Source organism: Pseudomonas sp. W15Feb9B (genome assembly GCF_000828175.1).
GTDB lineage: Bacteria > Pseudomonadota > Gammaproteobacteria > Pseudomonadales > Pseudomonadaceae > Aquipseudomonas > Aquipseudomonas parakoreensis.
In genome coordinates, this window is the sequence record NZ_JTKF01000053.1 from 1 (window position 1) to 21,718 (window position 21,718).

22 protein-coding genes are annotated in these 21,718 nt (G+C 59.6%); 13 read left to right on the forward strand and 9 right to left on the reverse strand.

The genetic code is table 11. From position 1 onward, the window contains the following. Positions 1-37 precede the first annotated feature (37 nt). Both OC71_RS23785 and OC71_RS23790 read right to left on the reverse strand, forming a co-directional pair. Positions 38-1,387 carry a heavy metal sensor histidine kinase gene (locus OC71_RS23785; protein WP_041073995.1) on the reverse strand — a complete coding sequence of 450 codons (1,350 nt, stop codon included), beginning with the start codon at positions 1,385-1,387 and terminating at the stop codon, positions 38-40. After that, a complete protein-coding gene (locus tag OC71_RS23790) occupies positions 1,387-2,067 on the reverse strand; it encodes a heavy metal response regulator transcription factor (RefSeq protein ID WP_041073997.1) in 681 nt (226 codons plus the stop codon). The genes OC71_RS23785 and OC71_RS23790 overlap by 1 nt, the downstream gene beginning before the upstream one ends. Before the next feature lie 155 nt (positions 2,068-2,222). Here OC71_RS23790 and OC71_RS23795 point away from each other — a divergent pair, with 155 nt between their 5' ends. Together OC71_RS23795 and queF are read left to right on the forward strand one after the other, a co-directional pair. After that, complete coding sequence (locus tag OC71_RS23795; protein ID WP_041073999.1) at positions 2,223-2,756, forward strand: plastocyanin/azurin family copper-binding protein; 534 nt, start codon at positions 2,223-2,225, stop codon at positions 2,754-2,756. A gap of 61 nt (positions 2,757-2,817) precedes the next feature. Then, complete coding sequence (queF, locus tag OC71_RS23800; RefSeq protein WP_041074001.1) at positions 2,818-3,648, forward strand: NADPH-dependent 7-cyano-7-deazaguanine reductase QueF; 831 nt, start codon at positions 2,818-2,820, stop codon at positions 3,646-3,648. Between the two features lie 96 nt (positions 3,649-3,744). On the opposite strand, the gene OC71_RS23805 is transcribed toward queF, so the two are convergent. Both OC71_RS23805 and OC71_RS23810 read right to left on the reverse strand, forming a co-directional pair. Beyond that, the gene (locus OC71_RS23805) at positions 3,745-4,008 is read right to left on the reverse strand and encodes a DUF4404 family protein (RefSeq protein ID WP_041074003.1); all 264 of its coding nucleotides are present in this window, start codon (positions 4,006-4,008) and stop codon (positions 3,745-3,747) included. Between the two features lie 108 nt (positions 4,009-4,116). Beyond that, positions 4,117-4,737, reverse strand: a complete 621-nt coding sequence (locus OC71_RS23810) for a hypothetical protein (protein WP_041074005.1) — start codon at positions 4,735-4,737, stop codon at positions 4,117-4,119. A gap of 198 nt (positions 4,738-4,935) precedes the next feature. On the opposite strand from OC71_RS23810, the gene OC71_RS23815 reads away from it, so the two are divergent. After that, complete coding sequence (locus OC71_RS23815) at positions 4,936-5,625, forward strand: VacJ family lipoprotein (RefSeq protein ID WP_041074007.1); 690 nt, start codon at positions 4,936-4,938, stop codon at positions 5,623-5,625. A gap of 51 nt (positions 5,626-5,676) precedes the next feature. Here the strand turns inward: OC71_RS23815 and OC71_RS23820 are convergent, their stop codons facing one another. Continuing rightward, a complete protein-coding gene (locus OC71_RS23820; protein WP_041074008.1) occupies positions 5,677-5,976 on the reverse strand; it encodes a PilZ domain-containing protein in 300 nt (99 codons plus the stop codon). A 274-nt stretch (positions 5,977-6,250) separates the two neighbouring features. Here OC71_RS23820 and rssB point away from each other — a divergent pair, with 274 nt between their 5' ends. Continuing rightward, complete coding sequence (gene rssB / locus OC71_RS23825) at positions 6,251-7,435, forward strand: two-component system response regulator RssB (protein ID WP_041074010.1); 1,185 nt, start codon at positions 6,251-6,253, stop codon at positions 7,433-7,435. Beyond that, positions 7,432-7,914 carry an anti-sigma factor antagonist RssC gene (rssC, locus tag OC71_RS23830; protein ID WP_003226553.1) on the forward strand — a complete coding sequence of 161 codons (483 nt, stop codon included), beginning with the start codon at positions 7,432-7,434 and terminating at the stop codon, positions 7,912-7,914. The genes rssB and rssC overlap by 4 nt, the downstream gene beginning before the upstream one ends. Before the next feature lie 236 nt (positions 7,915-8,150). On the opposite strand, the gene tal is transcribed toward rssC, so the two are convergent. Together tal and OC71_RS23840 are read right to left on the reverse strand one after the other, a co-directional pair. Further along, on the reverse strand, positions 8,151-9,077 hold the full coding sequence (gene tal / locus OC71_RS23835) for a transaldolase (protein WP_027611470.1): 927 nt from the start codon (positions 9,075-9,077) through the stop codon (positions 8,151-8,153). A gap of 207 nt (positions 9,078-9,284) precedes the next feature. After that, positions 9,285-10,235 (reverse strand): hypothetical protein, encoded by a 951-nt coding sequence (locus OC71_RS23840; RefSeq protein ID WP_041074012.1) that lies wholly within the window; start codon positions 10,233-10,235, stop codon positions 9,285-9,287. A gap of 292 nt (positions 10,236-10,527) precedes the next feature. On the opposite strand from OC71_RS23840, the gene OC71_RS23845 reads away from it, so the two are divergent. From OC71_RS23845 to OC71_RS23880, 8 genes are all read left to right on the forward strand, one after another. Beyond that, positions 10,528-10,968 carry a low molecular weight protein-tyrosine-phosphatase gene (locus OC71_RS23845; protein ID WP_041074014.1) on the forward strand — a complete coding sequence of 147 codons (441 nt, stop codon included), beginning with the start codon at positions 10,528-10,530 and terminating at the stop codon, positions 10,966-10,968. Positions 10,969-11,006: 38 nt separating this feature from the next. Beyond that, positions 11,007-13,235 carry a polysaccharide biosynthesis tyrosine autokinase gene (locus OC71_RS23850; RefSeq protein WP_041074016.1) on the forward strand — a complete coding sequence of 743 codons (2,229 nt, stop codon included), beginning with the start codon at positions 11,007-11,009 and terminating at the stop codon, positions 13,233-13,235. 39 nt (positions 13,236-13,274) lie between these two features. Then, complete coding sequence (locus OC71_RS23855) at positions 13,275-14,357, forward strand: glycosyltransferase (RefSeq protein WP_041074018.1); 1,083 nt, start codon at positions 13,275-13,277, stop codon at positions 14,355-14,357. A gap of 15 nt (positions 14,358-14,372) precedes the next feature. Continuing rightward, positions 14,373-15,485 carry a polysaccharide pyruvyl transferase family protein gene (locus OC71_RS23860; protein WP_041074020.1) on the forward strand — a complete coding sequence of 371 codons (1,113 nt, stop codon included), beginning with the start codon at positions 14,373-14,375 and terminating at the stop codon, positions 15,483-15,485. Beyond that, a complete protein-coding gene (locus tag OC71_RS23865) occupies positions 15,482-16,711 on the forward strand; it encodes a polysaccharide biosynthesis C-terminal domain-containing protein (protein ID WP_041074022.1) in 1,230 nt (409 codons plus the stop codon). Before OC71_RS23860 ends, OC71_RS23865 begins: the two co-directional genes overlap by 4 nt. Continuing rightward, entirely contained in the window at positions 16,702-17,805 is a 1,104-nt protein-coding gene (locus OC71_RS23870; protein ID WP_027611477.1) for a hypothetical protein, read from the forward strand. Before OC71_RS23865 ends, OC71_RS23870 begins: the two co-directional genes overlap by 10 nt. Before the next feature lie 12 nt (positions 17,806-17,817). Beyond that, a complete protein-coding gene (locus OC71_RS23875; protein ID WP_041074024.1) occupies positions 17,818-18,861 on the forward strand; it encodes an acyltransferase family protein in 1,044 nt (347 codons plus the stop codon). Between the two features lie 209 nt (positions 18,862-19,070). Then, positions 19,071-20,210, forward strand: coding sequence for a GDSL-type esterase/lipase family protein (locus OC71_RS23880; RefSeq protein ID WP_041074026.1), 1,140 nt, complete (start codon positions 19,071-19,073; stop codon positions 20,208-20,210). A 91-nt stretch (positions 20,211-20,301) separates the two neighbouring features. On the opposite strand, the gene OC71_RS23885 is transcribed toward OC71_RS23880, so the two are convergent. Together OC71_RS23885 and galU are read right to left on the reverse strand one after the other, a co-directional pair. Further along, entirely contained in the window at positions 20,302-20,706 is a 405-nt protein-coding gene (locus tag OC71_RS23885) for a mannose-1-phosphate guanylyltransferase (protein ID WP_041074028.1), read from the reverse strand. 37 nt (positions 20,707-20,743) lie between these two features. Then, positions 20,744-21,577: a UTP--glucose-1-phosphate uridylyltransferase GalU gene (gene galU / locus OC71_RS23890; RefSeq protein WP_041074030.1), complete on the reverse strand. Its 834-nt coding sequence runs from the start codon at positions 21,575-21,577 to the stop codon at positions 20,744-20,746. Positions 21,578-21,718 lie beyond the last annotated feature (141 nt).

Here is a 21,718-nt window from a genome sequence, read left to right on the forward strand (position 1 = left end):
AGCGGGCTTGCCCGCGATGGGGCCGTACCCGCTGGCCTCAAGCCTCCTTGGGCAACTCGATCACAAACCGCGTCCACCCCGCAGCCGATTCGCAACGGATCTGCCCACCATGCGCCCGGACGATCGATTGGGTAATCGCCAGCCCCAACCCCGCATGCTCACTGCTGCCTTCCTGCCGCGCCGGATCGGCGCGATAGAACCGGTCAAACAGCCGTGGTAACAGCTCTGCCGAAATCTCTTCGCCACTGTTCTCCACCGACACCTGCACCGCGTGTGGCTGATCGACGATGGACAGGCGCACGCTGCCCGCCACCGGAGTAAAACGCAGCGCGTTATCCAGCAGATTCGACAAGGCCCGGCGCAGCATGCTGCTATCGCCCTTTATTCGCGCATGACCTTGGCGGCTCAGCGTCACCCCGGCGTCTTCGGCCAGTGGCGCGAAGAATTCAAGCAACACATCGCTCTCATCCGCCAGCTCCAGCACCTCACGCTTGGGCATCAGCAAACCATGGTCAGCCTTGGCCAGATAAAGCATGTCGTTGACCAGCTGTGCCATCCATTGCAGTTCTTCGAGGTTGCTGTGCAGGGCTTCGCGGTAATCCTCAAGCGGCCGCGGGCGAGTGAGGGTGACCTGGGTGTGGGTCAGCAGGTTCGACAGCGGTGTGCGCAGTTCATGGGCGATGTCGGCAGAAAACGCCGACAGCCGTTGAAACGAGTCATCGAGGCGTCCGAGCATGGCGTTGAAGCTGTGGGCCATTTCCGCAAGCTCCGGCGGCATTTGCGCTTCCGGCAGTCGGGCATTGAGCGATTGTGCAGAAATCCCACGGGCAACTGCACTCATGCGCCGCAGTGGACGCAAGCCGCTGCGCGCCGCCCAGGCGCCGAGCAGTGCGGTGGCCAGCGCCGACAGCCCGACGGTCAGCCAGATCAGATGCTGCATCCGTTGCAGGAAGTGCTGGTGGTGGGTGATGTCCAGCAGCAGCGTCAGTTGTGGTGTATCGGACTTGTCCGGGTAGAGCGGGGCGTTGAGCACGCGGTAGTCGGCGCCGTCATGGCTGATGGTCGACAGGCCGGATTGTTTCGGCAACTCCGTAGGGATCTGCGTCGAACTGTCGTACCAGCGCTGACCGTCACTGCCGGTAATACGCAGCGCCAGATCGGCCTGGCGGCTCAGCTCATCCGCCAGCCGCGCCTCACGCTGAGCGGGTTGCACATCCTGCAAGGCCCGGCGCAGGCCGATCAGTTTGCCATCCAGCAATTGCTGATCGAGCTCAATGAAGTGCGCCTCGCTGGCGCGGCTGAACAGCACTCCGGCGAACAGCGAGACCACGGCGGTGCACGCGGCAAACAGCAGAGCCAGACGAGAACTCAGCGACAGGCGACGCATCAGGCTGGACGCTCTTCAAGCACGTAACCCATGCCACGCACGGTGTGGATCAGTTTGTTGGGGAAGTCATCGTCGATCTTCAGGCGCAGGCGACGGATCGCCACTTCGATCACGTTGGTGTCGCTGTCAAAGTTCATGTCCCAGACTTGCGAGGCAATCAACGATTTCGGCAACACTTCACCCTGACGGCGCAGGAGCATTTCCAGCAGGGCGAATTCCTTGGCGGTGAGGTCGATGCGCTGGCCACTGCGTTCGACCCGGCGGCGAATCAGGTCCAGGCGCAGGTCGGCCAGTTGCAGACTGGTTTCCTGGGGTGTCGCACTGCCCCGGCGTAGCAGGCTGCGCACCCGCGCCAGCAACTCGGAGAAGGCGAACGGTTTGACCAGATAGTCGTCGGCGCCGAGTTCGAGGCCATGAACCCGATCCTCGACTGCATCTTTGGCGGTGAGAAACAGTACCGGCGTGTCGAGGCCGGCACTGCGCACCGCGTGCAGAATCTGCCAGCCACTGCGCCCGGGCAGCATCACGTCGAGGATCAGCAGCGCATAATCACCGCTCAACGCCAGTTGCTGGCCGCTGTTGCCGTCGGCCACCAGTTCCGTGTTGAACCCGGCCTCGGTCAAGCCCTGGCGCAGGTAGTGGCCGGTTTTCGGTTGGTCTTCGACGATCAGCAGTTTCATGGGCGACTCGGATATAGAGAAACGAAAACGTTATACCGTGGGAACAGACGGCGCGCGCCAACCTGACAAAGTTGTAATCTGCCTGTCAGGTAGCTGCCAGCGCAGGCGGGCTAGAGTTTCCCACAGGCTGAACCTTTTCTTGTTGGAGTATGACTATGTTGTTGCGCAATCCTCTGGCCGTCGCCGCCTGTTTACTGGCGTTGAGTTCACCTGTCTGGGCCGCGCCCGCACACACTTATGATTTTGGCCAACCGGCACCAGCAGCCAAGGCTACTCGCAGCATTGAAGTTGTACTGAACGACATGTCGTTCGACCCCAAGGCGATTCAGGTCAAGGCCGGTGAGACGGTTCGCTTTGTCCTGGTGAATAAAGGTCAGTTGCTGCACGAATTCAACCTCGGTGACGCGGCGATGCATGCCAGACACCAGCAGGAAATGCTGCAGATGCAGCAAAGCGGCATGCTGACGCCTACCGGCATGAAAGAAATGTCCCACGACATGGCGGGCATGGATCACGCCAGCATGGGCCACGGCATGAAGCACGACGACCCCAACAGCGTGCTGGTCGAGCCGGGCAAGACCGCCGAGCTGACCTGGACCTTCAGCAAGGCCACCAACCTGGAATTTGCCTGCAACATTCCCGGTCACTACCAGGCGGGCATGGTCGGCAAACTGACTGTCAGTCAGTAAGCACTCAAAGGCGGGCGCAAAGGCTGATAGAATCCGCTGATTCTTCAGTCAGGTTTCCGCCATGCATCCCGCAGCCGAACATTCGCCGCTGGGCAAATCCAGCGAATACATCGCCACGTACACGCCGTCACTGCTGTTCCCGATTCCGCGCACCGCGAAATGGGCCGAACTGGGCCTGACCGCCGAAACCCTGCCGTATAAAGGTGTGGATTTCTGGAACTGCTTCGAACTGTCGTGGCTGCTGCCGTCGGGCAAACCGGTGGTGGCGATCGGTGAATTCAGCATTCCGGCGGATTCGCCGAACATCATCGAATCGAAGTCGTTCAAGTTGTACCTGAACTCGCTGAACCAGACGCCGTTTGCCGACATCGCCAGCCTGGAAGCGACGCTGGTCAAGGACCTGTCGGCCGCTGCCGGCAAACCGGTCGGCGTACGCGTACGCAGCCTGAAAGAGGTCGAAGCCGAAGGCGTCGTGGCGTTGCCGGGCGTGTGCATCGACGATCTGGACATCAGCGTCAGCAACTATGAGCATCCGCGTCCGGAACTGCTGCGTTGCGATGATTCGCGGATTGTCGAAGAGAGCGTGCACAGCCATCTGCTCAAATCCAACTGCCCGGTGACCAGCCAGCCAGACTGGGGCAGCGTGGTCTTGGAATATCGTGGCGCGGCGCTGGATCACGCGAGCCTGCTGGAATACATCGTCAGCTTCCGCCAGCACTCGGACTTCCACGAGCAGTGTGTGGAGCGGATCTTCCTCGACCTGCAGCGTTTGCTGAAGCCGGAGAAGCTCACGGTGTTTGCACGGTATGTGCGCCGCGGCGGGCTGGATATCAACCCGTATCGCAGCACTGAAGCGGTACAACTGCCGAACCACCGACTGGTCCGTCAGTAAGATCAAAAGGTCGCAGCCTGCGGCAGCTCCTACATGAGATTCCCTGTAGGAGCTGCCGCAGGCTGCGATCTTTTGCTTTTTTGGGATACCCGGGAATCAGATCCCCATGCTGCCCAGCGCATTGACGATATTGCGCAGGGTGCCGGCAATGGCCGGGTGTTCGAGTTCAAAGCGGTCAACCGCCAGGTTCACGCCATCGGCGATACTGGCGTCCTGGGTGGCGCTTTCCAGTTTGATTTCGGTTTCAATCTGCGCCATCAGCGCATGCAGATCTTCACGCTCGGCTTCGGACAGCGGCGGATTCTGCTCCAGTTGCTCGCGCAGGGTGTCGAGTTGTTTTTGCAGTTCTTGGGCGGGCATGGTGGTTTCCTTTTATCAAGAGGCACTGGCATTGACCGCAGCCGCGCGCCAAAGGTCTATGGCTGACCTTTAGATTAATCCACTCTGTTGCAACCTGCATGATCCCGGTCAGGGCTTTTCGCCCTTGAGGCGGCGCAGGTTGATGTCGGCCAGGCAGGTGTCGAGTTCGCCCAGGTGGTCGATCACCGAATGCACGCCCAGATTGAACAACTGCAGGGTCGCCTTGCCGCGGCGCTGTTCGCGTTCCTGTTGGCTCAAGGCTTGCCACTCGCTCGGCGACAGGCCGCACAACGAGCCGCAGGAGGCCAGGCCAATGGTCCACAGTCCGGCGTTGAGGCCCGCTTGCAGCAGGCGCGGCTCGCCACTGACCAGCACGCAGCCATCCAGGCGGCTGACGTTCAAGCCCATCAGTGCCTGCCAGCAGGCATTCGGCGCGGGCCATGGATTGATTGTTGCTGAATATTGCGTTGGTTTGATCCACGCCGGCAGCGAGGCCGCCAAAGGGTGCGCGAGGGCAGGGGGCAACTCATCGATCCACGCACAGGGAATCTCCTGGCGCTGCAGGCTGAGCAGGCTGTCGAGGGCGCCGGGTGTGGCGTCGGCGTGCTCGGGCAGCATGCTGGCGTGTTGCCGGGCACGGGCACCGAAATCCACCAGACAGCCACTGAGTCCGAACAGCACGGCGGTCAGGCCGGGCGCGGCGACAGGCAAGGCTTCAGCGTGGGTCATGGCAACGTCCCTGAAATAGTCACGAGGTTAGGCGACATCGGTGACAGCTGGATGACAGGTGTGTGAAGGCGCTCTCTGGAAACGTCCTGCATTACTCTTGACAGGTAGACTGCCCAAAACGGCTTTTGCGCTTATACTAGCGGTCTTAACGCTTGGGCCGACGGTGCCCGCGCCAGTACGAATCCAAGGAGCTTTTCTATGCGCTGGAGCAATCCTCTCGCTCAGCTATGTGTATGTGCCAGCGTCTTGCTGGTTCCGTTCGCCGCCAATGCTGCAACGGAAGAAGACCCTTGGGAAAGCGTCAACCGCCCGATCTTCCAGTTCAACGACTTCGTTGACACCTACGCGCTCAAGCCGCTGGCGCAGGGCTACGAGTACGTGACGCCGCAGTTCCTTGAAGACGGCATCCACAACATGTTCCGCAACGTCGGTGACGTCACCAACCTGGCGAACAATATTCTGCAGGCCAAGCCCGCAGCCGCTGGTGTCGATACCGCGCGCATCATCTTCAACACCACGTTCGGCCTGCTGGGCTTCTTCGATGTCGGCACCAAAATGGGCCTGAATCGCAGCGATGAGGACTTCGGTCAGACCCTCGGTTACTGGGGCGTCAGCAGCGGCCCTTACGTGATGCTGCCGTTGCTCGGCCCGAGCACCCTGCGTGATGCGCCGTCGAAGTACGTCGACAGCTACACCGGTCCGTACCGCTACATCAACGACGTGCCTGTGCGTAACTCGGTGTTCGGCCTGAACATCGTCGACACCCGCGCCAGCCTGCTGTCGAGCGAGAAGCTGATCAGCGGCGACAAGTACACCTTCATCCGCAACGCCTACCTGCAGAATCGCGAGTTCAAGGTCAAGGATGGTCACGTCGAAGATGATTTTTAATCTCGACCGATGACAGAAGGCGGCCTGTGAGGCCGCCTTTTTTGTGTGCGCTTATTTCATCTTCAGAATGCTCAGGCCGAGCTTCTGGCTGTCGCCATCCTGGGCCTTGACCCAGACCACTTCGGTCTCCGCTTCCAGCCCGCTCAAGGCGGCATGATCGGAGTCGATGCGCACACTCAAGCGGTCGCCAACCGTGAACTGGCGCGGTGCCTCAACCTGCATGCCGCTGCTCGAGAGGTCGATGCACACGGCTGATACCTCATCACCTTCATGGATCAACACCACATCGGCATCGACCCGCATGCGGATGAAATCACGCTTTTCGCTGTAGTCCCGACCGGTTTGACTCATGGTTTTGACCTTCCATTGGGTTACGGTTTGAGCGGTTCTTATAACTCTCGGTGATTTGACAAGTAAAGTCGTCAAGCGACCATCGGCGCATGCTTGAAACGCCCCGCGGATGGGAGTACCGTCTGCGCCTTAGAAGGGCACCTCTGGTGCAATCGCGTTCCGGGCCACTGCCCGAAAGCGGTGCAGCAGAGAGGCTAGAAAGCGAATCCAGTAGTCTGAGCCGGGCCGATGCCCCGCCTGCTACGCCAACCTAATTCTGGCGCCGTTTGCCCACATGCCAAAAACCAGTGCCACGCTGCTGATAATCGATGATGACGAAGTAGTGCGCGCGAGCCTCGCGGCCTATTTGGAAGACAGTGGTTTCAGCGTCCTGCAGGCCAGCAACGGCCAACAGGGTCTTCAGGTATTCGAGCAAGACAAGCCCGACTTGGTCATCTGCGATCTGCGCATGCCGCAGATGGGTGGTCTCGAACTCATCCGTCAGGTCACCGAGCGGTCACCGCAAACGCCGATGATCGTCGTTTCGGGTGCCGGCGTGATGAACGACGCGGTCGAGGCGCTGCGCCTGGGTGCGGCGGACTACCTGATCAAGCCTCTTGAAGACCTGGCCGTGCTCGAGCACTCGGTGCGTCGCGCGCTGGATCGTGCGCGCCTGCTGCTGGAGAACCAGCGCTACCGCGAGAAGCTGGAGAAGGCCAACCGCGAGCTTGAAGCCAGCCTGAACCTGCTGCAGGAAGACCAGAACGCCGGTCGCCAGGTGCAGATGAACATGCTGCCGGAAAGCCCGTGGCGCATCGACGAGTTCCAGTTTGCCCACCAGATCATCCCGTCGCTGTACCTGTCGGGTGATTTTGTCGACTACTTCCGCGTCGACGAGCGTCGGGTGGCGTTCTACCTGGCCGACGTGTCGGGGCATGGTGCCTCTTCAGCGTTCGTCACCGTGCTGCTGAAGTTCATGACCACGCGCTTGCTGTTCGAATCCAAGCGCAACGGCACATTGCCGGAATTCAAGCCTTCGGAAGTCCTTGGTCATATCAACCGGGGGCTGATCAGTTGTAAGCTGGGCAAACACGTCACAATGGTCGGTGGAGTCATCGACGAGGAGACCGGTTTGTTGACCTATAGCATCGGCGGCCATCTGCCGTTGCCTGTGTTGTACACGCCTGACAGTGTTCGTTACCTCGAAGGCCGCGGTTTGCCAGTGGGCCTTTTCAACGAGGCCACCTACGAAGATCACGTGCTTGAGCTGCCACCGACGTTCAGCCTGACGCTGATGTCTGACGGTATTCTGGATCTGTTGCCAGAACCTACGCTCAAGGAAAAAGAAGCCGCTTTGCCACAACGGGTGAAGTCGGCGGGCGGCAGCCTGGATGGTCTGCGGCAAGTGTTTGGATTGGCCACGCTAGGGGAGATGCCGGATGATATCGCCCTGTTGGTGTTGAGCAGGAACCTTCAATGAGTACCGGTAGAATCCAGTTCGCCGAGCAGGACGGCACCTTCGTCCTGAAGTTCGTCGGTGAAGTTCGCCTGACCCTGTGTTCGGCGTTGGATGCGACTATTGAGAAAATCTTCACCGCGTTGAATTTCAACGCGATCGTGATCGATTTGACCGAAACCCGCAGCATCGACAGCACCACCCTCGGCCTGCTGGCCAAACTGTCGATCCTGTCGCGGCAAAAGGTCGGCCTGCTGCCGACCGTCGTCACCACCCACGAAGACATCACCCGGCTGCTGCAGTCGATGGGCTTCGAGCAGGTGTTCAACATCGTCAACCATCCGGTGCCGTGCCCCGAGTGCCTGGACGACCTGCCGGATCAGGACCAGTCAGAAGAAGTGGTGCGGATCAAGGTGCTTGAAGCGCACAAGATCCTCATGGGGCTGAACGATTCCAACCGTGAAGCCTTCCATGACCTGGTGAATGCCCTCGAGCGGCATTGAGTGGCCTCTGTGGCGAGGGAGCTTGCTCCCGCCTGGCTGCGCAGCAGCCATAAAACCTGCCAGCACGGTGTCTGAAGGACCCGGATAGCCAATTGGGCCGCTTCGCAGCCCAGCGGGAGCAAGCTCCCTCGCCACAGGGACACTACCAGCCATAAGTCATCATTTGCACTGGGCAACACCAACAAAAAAGGGCGAACCCAACCGGGTTCGCCCTTTTTGCATTTCAACCGCTCAGATCACAGCTTGGCCTGCAACAGCGCCTCGAGCTTCTCCTGGTCACGGGCAAACTGACGGATGCCCTCAGCCAGTTTCTCGGTAGCCATCGCGTCTTCGTTGGACAGCCAGCGGAATTGCGCTTCGTTGAGGCTCAGACGCGCTTCGCCGGCGTGACCCGGGGCGAGTTTGCGCTCCAGTTTGCCGGTGTCGGCTGCCAGCTTGTCGATCAGGTCCGGGCTGATGGTCAGGCGATCGCAGCCGGCCAGTTGTTCGATCTGGCTCAGGTTACGGAAGCTGGCGCCCATGACCACGGTCTTGTAGTCATTGGCCTTGTAGTAGTTGTAGATGCGGGTGACCGACTGCACGCCCGGATCATCGGCACCGGTGTAGTCGTTGCCATTGGCCTTCTTGTACCAGTCGTAGATGCGGCCCACGAACGGCGAGATCAGGAACACCCCGGCGTCAGCGCAAGCAGCAGCCTGAGCGAAAGAGAACAGCAGGGTCAGGTTGGTCTGGATGCCTTCCTTTTCGAGGATCTCGGCTGCGCGGATGCCTTCCCAGGTCGACGCGATCTTGATCAGCACGCGGTCGCGGCCGATACCGGCCTTGTCGTACAGCTCGATCAGGCGATGTGCACGCTTGAGCACGGCGTCCTGGTCGAACGACAGGCGCGCATCCACTTCGGTGGAAATGCGGCCCGGGATCACTTTGAGGATTTCCTGGCCGACGGCGACGCCGAAACGGTCGCTGGCCAAGCCCACGTCGCCCTTGCAGTCGCTGACGCAAGCGTTCAGCAGCTCGGCGTAAGCCGGGATGGCGGCGGCTTTGAGCAGCAGGGAAGGGTTGGTGGTGGCGTCGACCGGCTTGACCCGGGCGATCGCTTCGAAGTCGCCGGTGTCGGCAACCACGGTGGTCATCTGTTTGAGTTGTTCCAGCTTGGAAGTCATGGGTGTGCTCTGTCCTGTGGGTTTGACGACATTACCCGAGCGTTGACAGCCACTCAAGGGCATCAAGGCGTAACGGGTTCCCCGGGGGCAACAACCTGAGAATGGCTGTTTGAAGGGTGGGGCGCGGTATCGATGAATACGATGCCAAAATCGGCCGCAGGTTCAAAGCAACTGACGGCCAGCGCCCCTTGAGCACATTGATGGAGGTTATTGCTGGCTCAACTGGGTTTTGACCGCAGTTTCTGCCGGTTTCGGCTGGCCATCGGACGTCAACAGACCGAAATTCTTCTCGCGGTCATTGCTGCCGGTGTCGCTGTTTTTCCACTCGTAAATCGAGGTCAGGGCAATGTTGCGGGTTTTGATATCGGCCACGAATGCGCTGATTTTGCTGGCCTGCCCCTCAATCCCGCCGTTGGAGGCGAGCGCCGAGATGCCCCATTCGCTGATCACCCCCGGCAGATGGAAGTTCTGCTGGATAAACGTCTGGGCGTTGCTGATCTGGGTACCGGTCATGCCGTACGGATGGTAGGAAACCGCGTTGAGGCACTTGGGGTACTCGCTGACGATTCGGTTAAGCGCCACCGTCGACGCCGAGCCGGCCGTTGGCGGCCGGGCAAAACCAAAACCGATCACCGGGGCGGCGGGCGGCTTGTCCTGCAGGGTCTTGCACGCCGAGCTCATGAACGGCACGAACGTCGTGTCGAAGTTACCGGTCGGCCAGTAGGTGCCCAGGTCCGGCTCGTTCCACAGTTCAATCGCCACCAGTTGCGAACCGTAGGTTGCCGCCAGACTGGTCAGCGCGTTGGCAAACGCAACCCCAGCGTTCGCCAGATCACTGGTATTCAACGGCTTGGTCGCGCGCAGGGTCATCAATACCGGCAGACCCGCCGCGCGGGCCACGGCGAAGGCCTCGCTGACCTGTTTCTGATAGGCCGCGCTGCTCAGGCTGTCGGTCCATACGCCGAAGCGTACGAAACTGAAGCCGGTGGCTTTGACGTGCTCGGCGTCGGCGGCGGAGAAGGTCTGGACTTTGACCTGAACCCCGATGGTCTTGTTGGTGGGTAATGCCGGGAACAGATCACTGGCGTGGACCTGGCTGGCGCTGCCGAGCAACAACAGGGTCAGGGCGCCCAATCGGTTGAGATGTGCTGACTTCATGTCGGTTCTCCTGATGAGAAATGACAACGGCGAAAAAAGTATCTCGTGATAACTGCTTCGAAACTAACAAAGGCACTAAGTGCGCCAATGTTATTTTTTGTCAGGAAAGCAAGACCTGAAAATCACAGTTATTTTTAGTCCGGTAATTCTGTTTTGGCGGCTTTTGAGGCTGTGGTACTTAATACGCTGGTACTAACAGGGCGAATCTATTTCTGAGTGCAGGATGATCTAGTGGGTTCATTAAGATTCGCACTAGATGTTGGCAGAATGATATTACACAGGAAAGTAAACCTTGTTCAGAAATATCCTGGTTGTGTGCGTTGGCAATATTTGCCGAAGTCCGACAGCAGAACTTCTGCTGCGCAACGCGCTGATCCCCTCAACCATCTCCGTGACTTCCGCAGGCCTCGCAGCGCGAGTCGGCGAAGGCATGGAAGCCTCGGCACGCCAGGTGCTGGAAGACCACGGGCACAGCGCCGAGGGTTTCCGGGCCCGGCAATTGACCGCCGATATCGTCAATGAATCAGACCTGATTCTGGTGATGGAAAAACAACATGTGAATCAGGTGCTGAAGATTGCTTCGCACGCCCGAGGCAAAGTATTTCTTCTTGGCAAGTGGCAGAGCGAACGAGAAATACAGGATCCGTATCGTCAAGGTAAGGCCGCTTTTATTCATGCCCATGCATTGATTGAAGATGCTGTTAGCTCGTGGGCGCAGCGCCTCGGACATTGATGAATATTCTTCAGATCAGTGAATGGTAAGAAAGACTTATGCAGTTACCGTCAGTAATCGCCAACCGTGATAACGATCAAGACAGTATTGATCTTCTCGGCATATTCGGCAGTTTGATCGACCAGAAATGGCTGATCGGTGCATTCACCGGTGCCTTCATGGCCGCCGGCGTTGCCTACGCGGTATTGGCGACGCCGGTGTACCTGGCGAACGCGCTGGTGCAGGTCGAACCGAAAAAGAACGACATGCTCGGCTTTTCCGACCTCAGCAGCATGCTCGGGGGGCAATCGCCGTCGGTGACCGAAATCGGCATCATCAAATCCCGCGCGGTGATCGGCAAGACCGTCGACGACCTGCGCCTGGACATCGACGTCACCCCCAACACCTTCCCGGTGGTCGGCGGTTTTCTCGCCCGGCGTTATCGCGGCGAAACCGAGTTCAGCGTGGCGCCGCCGCGTTTTGGCTTCAACAGCTACGCCTGGGGCGGCGAGCGTCTGGAATTCGCCCGGCTCGATCTGCCCAAAGAACTGTTGGGCAAGAAGCTCACCCTGATTGCGGGTGAGCAACAGCACTTTCAGTTGCTCGATGACAACGACAACCTGCTGGTCGAGGGCGTCGCCGGCGAAGCCTTCGCCCAGGACGGTGTCGAAGGTTTGATCGAGCGCCTGCAAGCCAATCCAGGCACGCGCTTTGAAGTGGTGCGCAATCCACGGATCGTGACCATTCAGGGTTACCAGGATGCGCTGGATATTTCCGAGCAAGGTAAAGAGTCGGGGATTATCCGCCTGGCGCTGGCCAGCGCCGACGCCGCCGAGGCGGTGAAAATCCTTAACAAGATCGCCGCGCTCTACGTCGATCAGAACGTACGTCGGACCTCGGCGGAGGCGGCGCAAAGCCTGGCGTTCCTGCAAAGTCAGTTGCCGCAGGTCAAGCGTGATCTGGCCAAGGCCAGCGATGCGCTCAACGCTTACCAGACCCACGGCAAGACCGTGAACATTTCCCTGGAAACCCAATCGGTGCTCGGTCAGTCCGTGGCGCTGGAAACGCGGATTTCCGAGCTGAAAATGCAGCAGGCGGAAATGGATCGCAAATTCACCAAGCAGCATCCGGCGTATCGCGCCTTGATGTCGCAGATCGGTGAATTGACCCAGCAGCAGAAATCGCTGGAAGGCAAGGTCGGCGATCTACCGGCGACGCAACAGGAGCTGCTCAACCTGACCCGCGATGTGGAAGTGGCTTCGCAGATCTATACGCAGTTGCTGAACAAATCCCAGGAGCTGGACATTGTTCGCGCCGGTGCGGTGGGCAACGTGCGCCTGATCGATCCGGCGGATGTTGACCTGAGCAGCCCGGTCAAACCGAAAAAAGCCCTGATTGTGCTGATCGCAACGTTCCTCGGCGCCTTTGTCGGCGTGGCGCTGGTGCTGTTGCGCAAATCCCTGAGCAAGGGTCTGGAAGGCCCGGAAGCCATCGAACAGCTCGGGCTGCCGGTGTACGCCTCGATTCCCTACAGCGCCTTGCAGCGCGACGAGGACACGAAAAAGGGCCGAGCCAAAATCACCGCCGAAACACCGGCCTATCTGCTGGCGCTGCGCAACCCGACCGACCTGTCTATCGAGTCGATCCGCAGCCTGCGCACCTGCCTGCATTTCGCCGCGCTGGATTCGACCAACAACCGCATCATGATCTCCGGCCCCAGCCCGCAGGTCGGCAAGACCTTCGTCTCGTCCAACCTCGCGGCGGTCATGGCGCAGAGCGGTCAGCGCGTGCTGCTGATCGACGCCGACATGCGCAAGGGCCACCTGCACAAGACGCTGAATGTGCCGATCGCCAATGGCCTGTCGGATCTGCTGGTCAAGCGCTGCAGCATCGAGCAGGCGATCAACACGGTGGAAATCGACAACCTGCACTTCATCAGCCGTGGCCAGGTTCCACCGAACCCTTCCGAGTTGCTGATGCACGCCAACTTTCGCGATTTGCTCGCCGAGCTGAGTCAGCGCTACGACGTGGTGATCATCGATACGCCGCCCCTGTTGGCGGTGACCGATGCGGCGATTGTCGGACGTGAAGCCGGCATCAGCCTGATCGTCACGCGTTTCGCGGTGAACCCGGCCAAGGAAATCGAAGCGACCATTCGCCGCTTCGCGCAGAACGGCATCGAGCTCAAGGGCGCGGTGTTCAACGGCGTCGAGAAGCGCGCTGCCAGCTACTACGGCAATGGCAGCTATGGCTATTACAACTACGAATACGCGTCGGACAAATCCTGAAATCAGGGACGTTCCAACAGGCATGAAAGTGGGTGGGTTGTGAAGAAAATACTGCACGTGGCTGAAACGATAAAAGGTGGGGTTGCCACCGTTATCCGCACCATCTCGGCGTCGCCCGAAGGCCAGGATTCGAATTACGAGCTGGTCTATCTGGTGCCGCTCGACCAGAAACAAGAGCTGCACGGCATTGATGCACAGCAGATTCGCACGTTCGAACGCAGCGGGCGTGATGTGCGTTCGCTGCTGCGTTTTGGCTGGCAACTGACCCGGGTGATGCTCAAGGAAAAACCCGATGTGGTGCATTTGCACAGCACCTTTTCCGGGGTGATCGGCCGCGTGGTCTGTGTGCTTCTGCGACCGTGGCGCAAGCCGAAAATCGTCTACTGCCCGCACGCGTTTTCGTTCCTGATGGAAAGCTCGCCCATCAAGCAGAAGGTCTACGCCTCGATCGAGCGCGTCTTGCAGAAAGTCACCGACGTGATCATTTGCGTCAGCCGCTACGAGATGGACAAAGCCGCGCGGTTCGGTATCGAACGCAAGCGCATGCGCCTGATCTACAACGGCATCCCGCACAAGGATGACGCACCGAGGGCCGACAACCCCGCGCCGATTCATCTGCTGTTCGTCGGTCGCCTCGACTACCAGAAAGGCTTCGACGTATTGCTCAAAGCCTTCGCCAAGGTACAGCGCAACGATCTGAAGCTGACCGTGGTTGGCAGTGCGGTCAACGAGGACAAGGTCGAGTGCCCGCAGATGGACGCGGTCGAGTACCTGCCGTGGGTCACGCCGGGCGAAGTGCAGGCGCTGTATCAACAGGCCGACGCGCTGATCGTGCCGAGCCGCTGGGAGGGTTTCGCCATGGTGCCGCTGGAAGGCATGGCCATGGGTTTGCCGGTGATCGCCAGCAACTGCACGTCGCTGCCCGAACTGGTTACCCATGAGGTGTCCGGCTACGTCTTTCCCACCGGTGACCACCAGGCGCTGGCCGATGTGCTGGCGCGAATCCAGAAGCCGCGGTTGCTCGACCTCGGCAGCGAAGGCCGGAACATCGTGCGTGAACGCTTCAGCGCCGCCCTGATGATCCGCCAGACCTACGACGTGTATTGCGCTCCCACTTATTAAGTAGAACTCAAGCTTATGAACGTAACGATTTTGCATGGCTACAGTGCGTCCAATTCCGGTGACGGCCTGCTCGTCGATCTGGCCATCGCGTTGGTGCAGCGCAACTTTGGTGAAGACACTTCGATCAATGTCGTGGCCTCCGACCCTCAGTCTTTCGCCTACCTGCCGCACCCGCGTTTCGACGCGCCGGTGATGGCGGCCAAGGGCTTGGGGCGGGTCAAGCAGGCAGTTTTTCTCAATCAGTCGTATGCCGGGCTGGCGGATCTGCTGCGCAAGACTGATCTGATCGTCGGCGTCGGTGGCGGCTACATGCGCTCGAAAAGTGCCTTCGAACACATCAAGCTCAAACTCGGTCACGCCAAGCAACTGGAAACGGCGATCCTCAGCAAGGTGCCGTCGGTGTACCTGCCGCAAAGTATCGGCCCGTTCCATGGCGAGAGCCGCAAGATCGTCGATCACTACGCCAGCGCGGACGCGGTGTTCGTGCGCGATAACCGCTCCTCGGCAATGTTCGATGCTTGCGCAAACGTCTATCGCGCGCCGGATCTGGCAGTGCAGTCATTGGCCAGCAAGATTCTTCAGCAGCCGAAGTTCACCCGCTGTGCCGCATCGCCGGCCACCGTGTGCGTGGTGCTGCGCAAGCCGCCGGAGTGGAGCAAGGAAAAGAAGGTCGCCTACGTCGCCAACCTGAAGTTGCTGCTGCAGCGTCTGAAGAACAAAAGCAAAGTGGTTTGCGCCGTACAGAGTGCCGTTCGCGGTAACGATGACGGTGCGTTCTATCGCGAACTGGGCATCACCGAGGACCTGCTGTCGTTGAAGGCGACGATTGCCAAATATCAGCCGGACCTGGTGATCTCGGTGCGCCTGCACGGCGCCATCGAATCGCTGTTGTCCGGCGTCCCGGCGTACCACATCAGCTACGAGCGCAAAGGCTTTGGCGCCTATCAGGACATGGGCGTGGAAGACTGGGTGATCAATGGCGGCGACATCAATGTCGACACCATCATCGACACCGTGTACGCGCCGAACGCGCTGTCGAACTTCGGCAAGCGCCTGACCGACACCTGCCGCGAAATCGAAGCCAAGACGGTGATGATGGACGAGATCATCAAAGGCGTCGTTCGATGATATTTCGCTTGCTGCTGCGCGGCGGAGCCTTGGGCGCGAAGTTTCTGCTGGTGTTGGCCATCACCCATTACCTGGGCTACGAAGCGCTGGGGTTTTATGGCGTGGTGGTCGCCGCGTCGCTGATCGCTTCGAAGTTCTACAGCGTTGGTTTCAGTTCCGAGATCAATCGGTTGATCAGCGTCGGCGGCAGCTCGCGGCGGGTGGTCGACAAAGTCCTGCTGCTGTACCTGGCAGTGGGGCTGTTGCTGTCGCTGGCAACGGTGGGGATCTATTCGCTGTTTCAGCAGGTCGAGGCGAGCACCGCGCTAATCCTCTGCGTGACGCTGGTGTTGCTCACTGAACACCTGTCGTTCGAGATCAACTCGTTCGTGTTTTCCGCACAGAAAGCCACCGCGGGCGCGCTGCTGTTTTTCATCAAGACTGGCCTTTGGGCGCTGCTGGCGGTGGGCGCGATGATGCTCGACTGGGTGTCGGGCATCGCCAGTGTGCTGTGGTTGTGGGTGGCCGCCAACGTGCTGGTGATCGTCGCCGGTTACCTGATCGTGGTGAATGTGCACAAGGGTCGGGTCAGCGAAGCACTGACTACCGCGACCGTGTGGAAGGCCGGGTTGCCCTTCTACTTCGGTACGGGCTTGATCGCGCTCAGTCAGTACGCCGAGCGCTTTCTGATTGCCGATCTCGAACCCTACGCCAGCCTCGGTAAATACGTGTACGCGTGGTCGGCGGCGAACACTTTGCAGGCGCTGTCCTACGCGGTGGTGGCGGTGGTCGGCATTCCGGTGCTGGCCAAGCGGTTTCAGGCGGATCAGCAGTCATTTACGGTCAAGCAATTGTTCGTCAATAAATGGGTGATGCGCTCGTTAGTGGTGTCGGCGGCGGTGGCGGTGCTGATCTATCTGTTCTTCAACGTGGTGCTCGATTACGTCGCCACCAGCGTGCCGCGTCCGGATAACGCGCTCCTCGGTGTGCTGATCTTTTCCTTTGCCTTGCGGGCCATTGGCGACATCGTCTGGGGTGGTCTGATCGCTTCGAAAAACAGTCGGGTGTCATTCGCCAGCGCGGCGATCTGCTTGCTGGTGTCGGTGCCGGTCAGTTACCTGCTGATCAAGCACTATTCGATTTATGGCGCGGCGTGGGGCAATGTCTTTGCGATCATCGTGCAGCTTGGCGTGATTGCCGTGTTGACCCGAGCGACCCGCGCAAAAGGGGCGCTGGCATGGGGTTGAAGTTGCCGTGCATCGAGTTTCGCGGACGCAAACTCGATTCCTCGCTGTCGTTCCTGATTCTGTTTACCGGGCTGTTTCTGTCGGTGGCGATGCCGCTGCTGATCCCGCGCGATCCGGGCCCGGATGCGATGACCTTATGGTCGTCCTACGCCCGGGCCGACAACTGCAATTTCTGGAACCCGTTCTCGCCGGATCGCTCCTCCTACGAGTGTTCGGCGTTCCTGCTGCGGCCCACCGGTATCAACCTGACCAACGCCTGGGCCTACGGGATGTTCTGCAACTTCTTCCTCACGGCGATCCCGGTGGTGGTGTTTCGGCGCATGCCGCTGGCGATCTTCGGCACCCTGTGCCTGTGGGGTGTGGTGCGTTCGTTTTTTCTGGAAAACCTGACCAAGGAAATCATCGTCTCGGTGGCGGTGCTGAGCATTTTGTTCAGCTCGCTGACACGCAAATACCGCGGCGGATTTTTTCTGTCGGCGGTGATCTACGGCGTGCTGATCCGGCCTTACTGGATTCTGTTTTCGCTGTCGTGGGTTGGCGTCTGCGTGATGAAAAAGTACGTGTCGCGCTTCACTTTCTTCCTGATGCTGTTCCTGTTTTACCTGGCGGTGGCCATGGCGATCCAACTGGCGCTGGGCTTTCCGGTGTCGTCGATTCGCGCCAGCAACAACGAGTTGCGTACGGCGGGGGAGGAGGGGTCGAAATCGCTGATCGTCTCGTGGCTCAGTGGCAGCGACTTCGTCTCGCAGGCGCTGGACTCGATGATCATCTTCTTTCGGCTGTCGTTCCCGGTGGAGCTGATTCTGTTGTCCGGGCCGGGCCAGGTGATCTTTGTGGCGCTGATGATCATGACCGCGCTGCTGCTGTTCAAAGTCATCACCTCCACCGACTACAAAGGCGCGCCGATCGAAACCAAACCCAAGGAACTGATCGCGATCCCGCTGGCGTTTCTGTTAGTGCAAGGCTTGTTCGAGCCGGACTTCGGCTCCTTCGCCCGACACTTTTCCATGGTGGTGCCGGTGCTGTTTGTCGGCCTGGGCCTGATGTTGCGTGCGAACAAACCGGTGCGGGTTGAATCACGCGTTCTGAATTGAGGCAGGTGCTGTATGTCGAGCAAGAAAAAGTCCCTGGAAATCGAAACCCTGCGGGGTCTGGCGTGCCTGCTGCTGGTGCTCTATCACGTCATTGGCCCGTTGGGCGGAGGCCTGAAGATCGATCTCGGTTCGCCGTTTCGGGTGATCGCCGACTCGATGGTGTACGTGCGCATGCCGCTGTTCACCTTCATTTCCGGCTACATCTATTCGATCTACAAAATTCGCGGCAATGACTTTTCCGCGTTCTTCAGCGGCAAGGTACGACGGCTGATCGTGCCGCTGTTTTGCGTCGGTGTGCCGTTCTCGGTGTTGCAGGCGGTGGGGCCGGGGGTGAACAAGGATGTCGGCGTGATCGATGCCTTGTTGTCGTTCTGGGTACCGGTCAATCACTTCTGGTTCCTGCAGGCGGTGTTCATCATTTTCATGTTCGTCGGGCTGCTGGAGTGGCGCGGGATGCTGCGCTCGACGACGCGCTTGTACCTGCTGTTCGCCTTCGCAGCGGCGCTGTTTCTGCTGCCACCGTTCAAGCTCGATACGTTCGGCATCAATGGTGCGATTTACCTGCTGCCGTTTTTTGTGGCGGGGATGATCGGCCAGGAAAATGTCGAGGCGTTGAAGCAGCGGTTCAAGGTGATCGGGCCGCTGGTGTTTGTGTTGATTTCGTTGACGCTGCTGTACGTGGCGGCGATTGACCGTGAGTTGATTGTCGACCGCCGCAGCCTGATTGGCTTGACCGTGGGCTGCGTGTCCTGCATCGCCTTGCTGTCGAGTGACATGCGCTCGAAATGGCTGACCTGGCTGGGCGGCTACTCTTACGCGATCTTTCTGTTTCATGTGTTGTTTGCGGCGACTTCGCGGTTTGTCATGGGGCGGCTGGGGGTAAAAGACGAAAGCATTCTGGTGCTCAGCGGATTGCTCTTCGGCTTGCTGGGGCCGGTGGTGCTGTCGATGATTTTCAGTCGCTTCAATGTCACTTCGGTGCTGTTTTTGGGCGAGCGTGCGGCGAAGAAAAAACCGGTGGCGGGCATTGCTCCGGTGGTGCCGGCCAATAGCTGAAAAGCTTCGCGAGCAAGGATCTCTGGAACTCACCATCTCTGTGGGAGCTGGCTTGCCAGCGATGGGGCCCGATCAGATGAAGCTTATTTGCCTGACCCACCGTCATCGCTGGCAAGCCAGCTCCCACAGGGTTTGGGTGTACAAGGATTTAGCGGATGACCTCAACCTCTGCTCGCGAAGGGGCCATTCCAGACTCAAGGAAATAATGCATGTTGGCACTAAATGACGCTCAGCCGGTCGCAGCGTCGGTAATCGAAGTGGGCGATGCCCGCGAGCGCTTTGCGCAGTGGCGCGAAGGCAAGGCCGGGAAGGTGTTGTCGGTCTCGGTGATCGGCGACAGCTACAGCGCCGGGCAGGATTTCTACCTGAACAAACTGGTGCAGCGCGTGGCCGGCGAGGTCGGATTTGCCGGCCCTGGTTACGTCGGCTTCAACCACGGTGCGGCGCTGGGTGGCACGCATTTCAAATACACCCGCAGCAGTGAAAAGTACTTCGGTGGTGGTTGGCAGGTGTCCGGCCTCGGCCAGGCCAGCCCCGACAGCCGCACGGTGACCGGCAAGCCCGGTGCCTGGCTGCAAATCGATGCCAGCCCGACACCGGCCATCGACACCCAAGTCACCCAGGCGAAATTGCTCTATCTGGGCAACGGCGAAGCCAGTGAGCTGCGCTACCGTTGGACACCCTCGGAGGACTGGAAACCATTGACGCTCAAGGGTTCGGGCGTTCAGGAAGTACCGCTTGCAGGTCTCTCTTCAGCGCCAGACTGGTCATTCAAACTGGAAGTGGTGAAGGGCACGCCGACCTTGTTTGGCCTGTGGCTGAGCAACGATCAGCACGGCGTGCGGGTCTCGAAACTGGCGGCCTCGGGCGCGGCATCCGCGGATTTCTATCACCAGAACCCGCAATGGCAGGTGCAGTGGAAAGCCGCCGTGTCGAAGATCCCCGCCGATGTTTACCTGATCATGCTTGGTGGCAACGATCAGGGCTTCGGGGTCAAACCCGAACAGTACCTGCGCAACGTTCAGGGCCTGGTGGCGATGATCCGCGAGATTCAACCGGCGGCGAGCATCAACCTGATCATGCGTCAGGACACCACGCGGTCCAGTGCCTATCCGATGTCGGCGTATGCGCAGGTCTTGCAGCCATGGGCGCATGAGCAGCAGTTGGGCTTTGCCAATCTGCAATGCGCGTTCGGCCCTGACGTCAAACGCTATGCGGCGGCGATGATCGGGCCGGACAAGATTCATCCGCAGCCCGCGACGGGCGGGAAGGTGATTGCCGATTACTTCTATCGCTGGATCGTCAGTGGCATCAACGCGGACAGTTGCGACACCACCAAACCCCTGTAGGAGCTGCCGAAGGCTGCGATCTTTTGATCTTGCTCTTCAATACAAAATCAAAAGATCGCAGCCTTCGGCAGCTCCTACAGGGGGTGGTGTTTTATTTGAAGTGATCTATCTGGCTCAGGAGCTCCGCAGTCTTCTGCGGCATCAGTTGCGTGGCACACCGCGTCTCGACATTGATGATGATCGCCGGCTCGTTGCAGCACAGACGTACGCGGAAGCGCCAGTCGCTGAAAATCACCTTTAGCCCATCACGATCGTCCATTTCCAGCGCCTGCTCGGCATACAGGTGTTTCAGATGGGCGAGCAGAGGATAGGGATCGGCTAACGGCCGGCGAATGTCGCCGGACGAAGGAAACATGCCGATGCGTTCCACCAGCAGAATACTCCCCAGCCACGACTCGTTGGCGCTGGGCAACGGCTGATGGCGTGACAGCCAGCTCACCGCCCCGAGGTTGCCCACCTCCCGTTCAATCTCTGCTGCATGCTGTGCCATGTTCATGGTTGCCTCCTGAAAAGAGAAGTGGGCGAGGGCCGTCTCAGCGGCCCTTGAGGTAGACGTTGTCGTAGCAGAAGTTGGTTGCCTGCAGGTAACCCTCGGCGTCGCCGCAGTCAAAGCGCAGGCCCTTGAACTTGTAAGCCAGCACGCAACCGTTCTGTGCCTGTTTCATCAGCGCGTCGGTGATCTGGATCTCGCCGCCCTTGCCCGGTTGGGTGTCGGCGATCAGGTCGAAGATGTCCGGCGTCAGGATGTAGCGGCCGATGATCGCCAGGTTCGACGGCGCGTCCTGCGGCGCCGGTTTTTCCACCATGTTATTGACCCGGTAGATGCCCTCGGACATCAGTTCGCCGGCGATCACCCCGTACTTGTGGGTCTGGTCAGTCGGGACTTCCTGGATGGCGACGATCGAGCAACGGAATTTCTTGTACAGCTGGATCATCTGCGACAGCACACCGTCACCTTCCAGGTTCAGGCACAGGTCATCGGCCAGCACCACGGCGAAGGGTTCATCGCCGATCAACGGACGGCCGCTGAGAATCGCGTGACCGAGGCCCTTCATTTCCACCTGACGGGTGTAGGAGAAGGTGCAGGTGTCGATCAGCTCGCGGGTGCCGGCGAGGAACTTCTCTTTCTCGGTGCCGCGGATCTGGTGTTCGAGTTCGTAGCTGATGTCGAAGTGGTCTTCCAGCGCACGCTTGCCCCGACCGGTGACGATGGCCATGTGTTGCAGGCCGGCGTCCCGTGCTTCTTCAACGGCGTATTCGATCAACGGCTTGTTGACGATCGGCAGCATTTCTTTCGGCATGGCTTTAGTCGCCGGCAAGAAACGCGTGCCGTAACCGGCAGCGGGGAACAAACATTTACGAATCATAAAAGTATCCTGGACAGTCATGGAATACAGGCAACGGATGCGCGCACTTACGAAGGTGCACAAGTTTCAATGATTATTGAACGAGTACTTTAATACCTGAGTCAGGTTGTTAATGGCAATTAGTGCGGAGGGTAAAACCTG

What these genes read in the sequence shown, in the direction of transcription:
- OC71_RS23785 (WP_041073995.1), bottom strand. Translation starts at nt 1,387, where the DNA reads ATGCGTCGCCTGTCGCTGAGTTCTCGTCTGGCTCTGCTGTTTGCCGCG.
- OC71_RS23790 (WP_041073997.1), bottom strand. Translation starts at nt 2,067, where the DNA reads ATGAAACTGCTGATCGTCGAAGACCAACCGAAAACCGGCCACTACCTG.
- OC71_RS23795 (WP_041073999.1), top strand. Translation starts at nt 2,223, where the DNA reads ATGTTGTTGCGCAATCCTCTGGCCGTCGCCGCCTGTTTACTGGCGTTG.
- queF (WP_041074001.1), top strand. Translation starts at nt 2,818, where the DNA reads ATGCATCCCGCAGCCGAACATTCGCCGCTGGGCAAATCCAGCGAATAC.
- OC71_RS23805 (WP_041074003.1), bottom strand. Translation starts at nt 4,008, where the DNA reads ATGCCCGCCCAAGAACTGCAAAAACAACTCGACACCCTGCGCGAGCAA.
- OC71_RS23810 (WP_041074005.1), bottom strand. Translation starts at nt 4,737, where the DNA reads ATGACCCACGCTGAAGCCTTGCCTGTCGCCGCGCCCGGCCTGACCGCC.
- OC71_RS23815 (WP_041074007.1), top strand. Translation starts at nt 4,936, where the DNA reads ATGCGCTGGAGCAATCCTCTCGCTCAGCTATGTGTATGTGCCAGCGTC.
- OC71_RS23820 (WP_041074008.1), bottom strand. Translation starts at nt 5,976, where the DNA reads ATGAGTCAAACCGGTCGGGACTACAGCGAAAAGCGTGATTTCATCCGC.
- rssB (WP_041074010.1), top strand. Translation starts at nt 6,251, where the DNA reads ATGCCAAAAACCAGTGCCACGCTGCTGATAATCGATGATGACGAAGTA.
- rssC (WP_003226553.1), top strand. Translation starts at nt 7,432, where the DNA reads ATGAGTACCGGTAGAATCCAGTTCGCCGAGCAGGACGGCACCTTCGTC.
- tal (WP_027611470.1), bottom strand. Translation starts at nt 9,077, where the DNA reads ATGACTTCCAAGCTGGAACAACTCAAACAGATGACCACCGTGGTTGCC.
- OC71_RS23840 (WP_041074012.1), bottom strand. Translation starts at nt 10,235, where the DNA reads ATGAAGTCAGCACATCTCAACCGATTGGGCGCCCTGACCCTGTTGTTG.
- OC71_RS23850 (WP_041074016.1), top strand. Translation starts at nt 11,007, where the DNA reads ATGCAGTTACCGTCAGTAATCGCCAACCGTGATAACGATCAAGACAGT.
- OC71_RS23860 (WP_041074020.1), top strand. Translation starts at nt 14,373, where the DNA reads ATGAACGTAACGATTTTGCATGGCTACAGTGCGTCCAATTCCGGTGAC.
- OC71_RS23865 (WP_041074022.1), top strand. Translation starts at nt 15,482, where the DNA reads ATGATATTTCGCTTGCTGCTGCGCGGCGGAGCCTTGGGCGCGAAGTTT.
- OC71_RS23870 (WP_027611477.1), top strand. Translation starts at nt 16,702, where the DNA reads ATGGGGTTGAAGTTGCCGTGCATCGAGTTTCGCGGACGCAAACTCGAT.
- OC71_RS23875 (WP_041074024.1), top strand. Translation starts at nt 17,818, where the DNA reads ATGTCGAGCAAGAAAAAGTCCCTGGAAATCGAAACCCTGCGGGGTCTG.
- OC71_RS23880 (WP_041074026.1), top strand. Translation starts at nt 19,071, where the DNA reads ATGTTGGCACTAAATGACGCTCAGCCGGTCGCAGCGTCGGTAATCGAA.
- OC71_RS23885 (WP_041074028.1), bottom strand. Translation starts at nt 20,706, where the DNA reads ATGAACATGGCACAGCATGCAGCAGAGATTGAACGGGAGGTGGGCAAC.
- galU (WP_041074030.1), bottom strand. Translation starts at nt 21,577, where the DNA reads ATGATTCGTAAATGTTTGTTCCCCGCTGCCGGTTACGGCACGCGTTTC.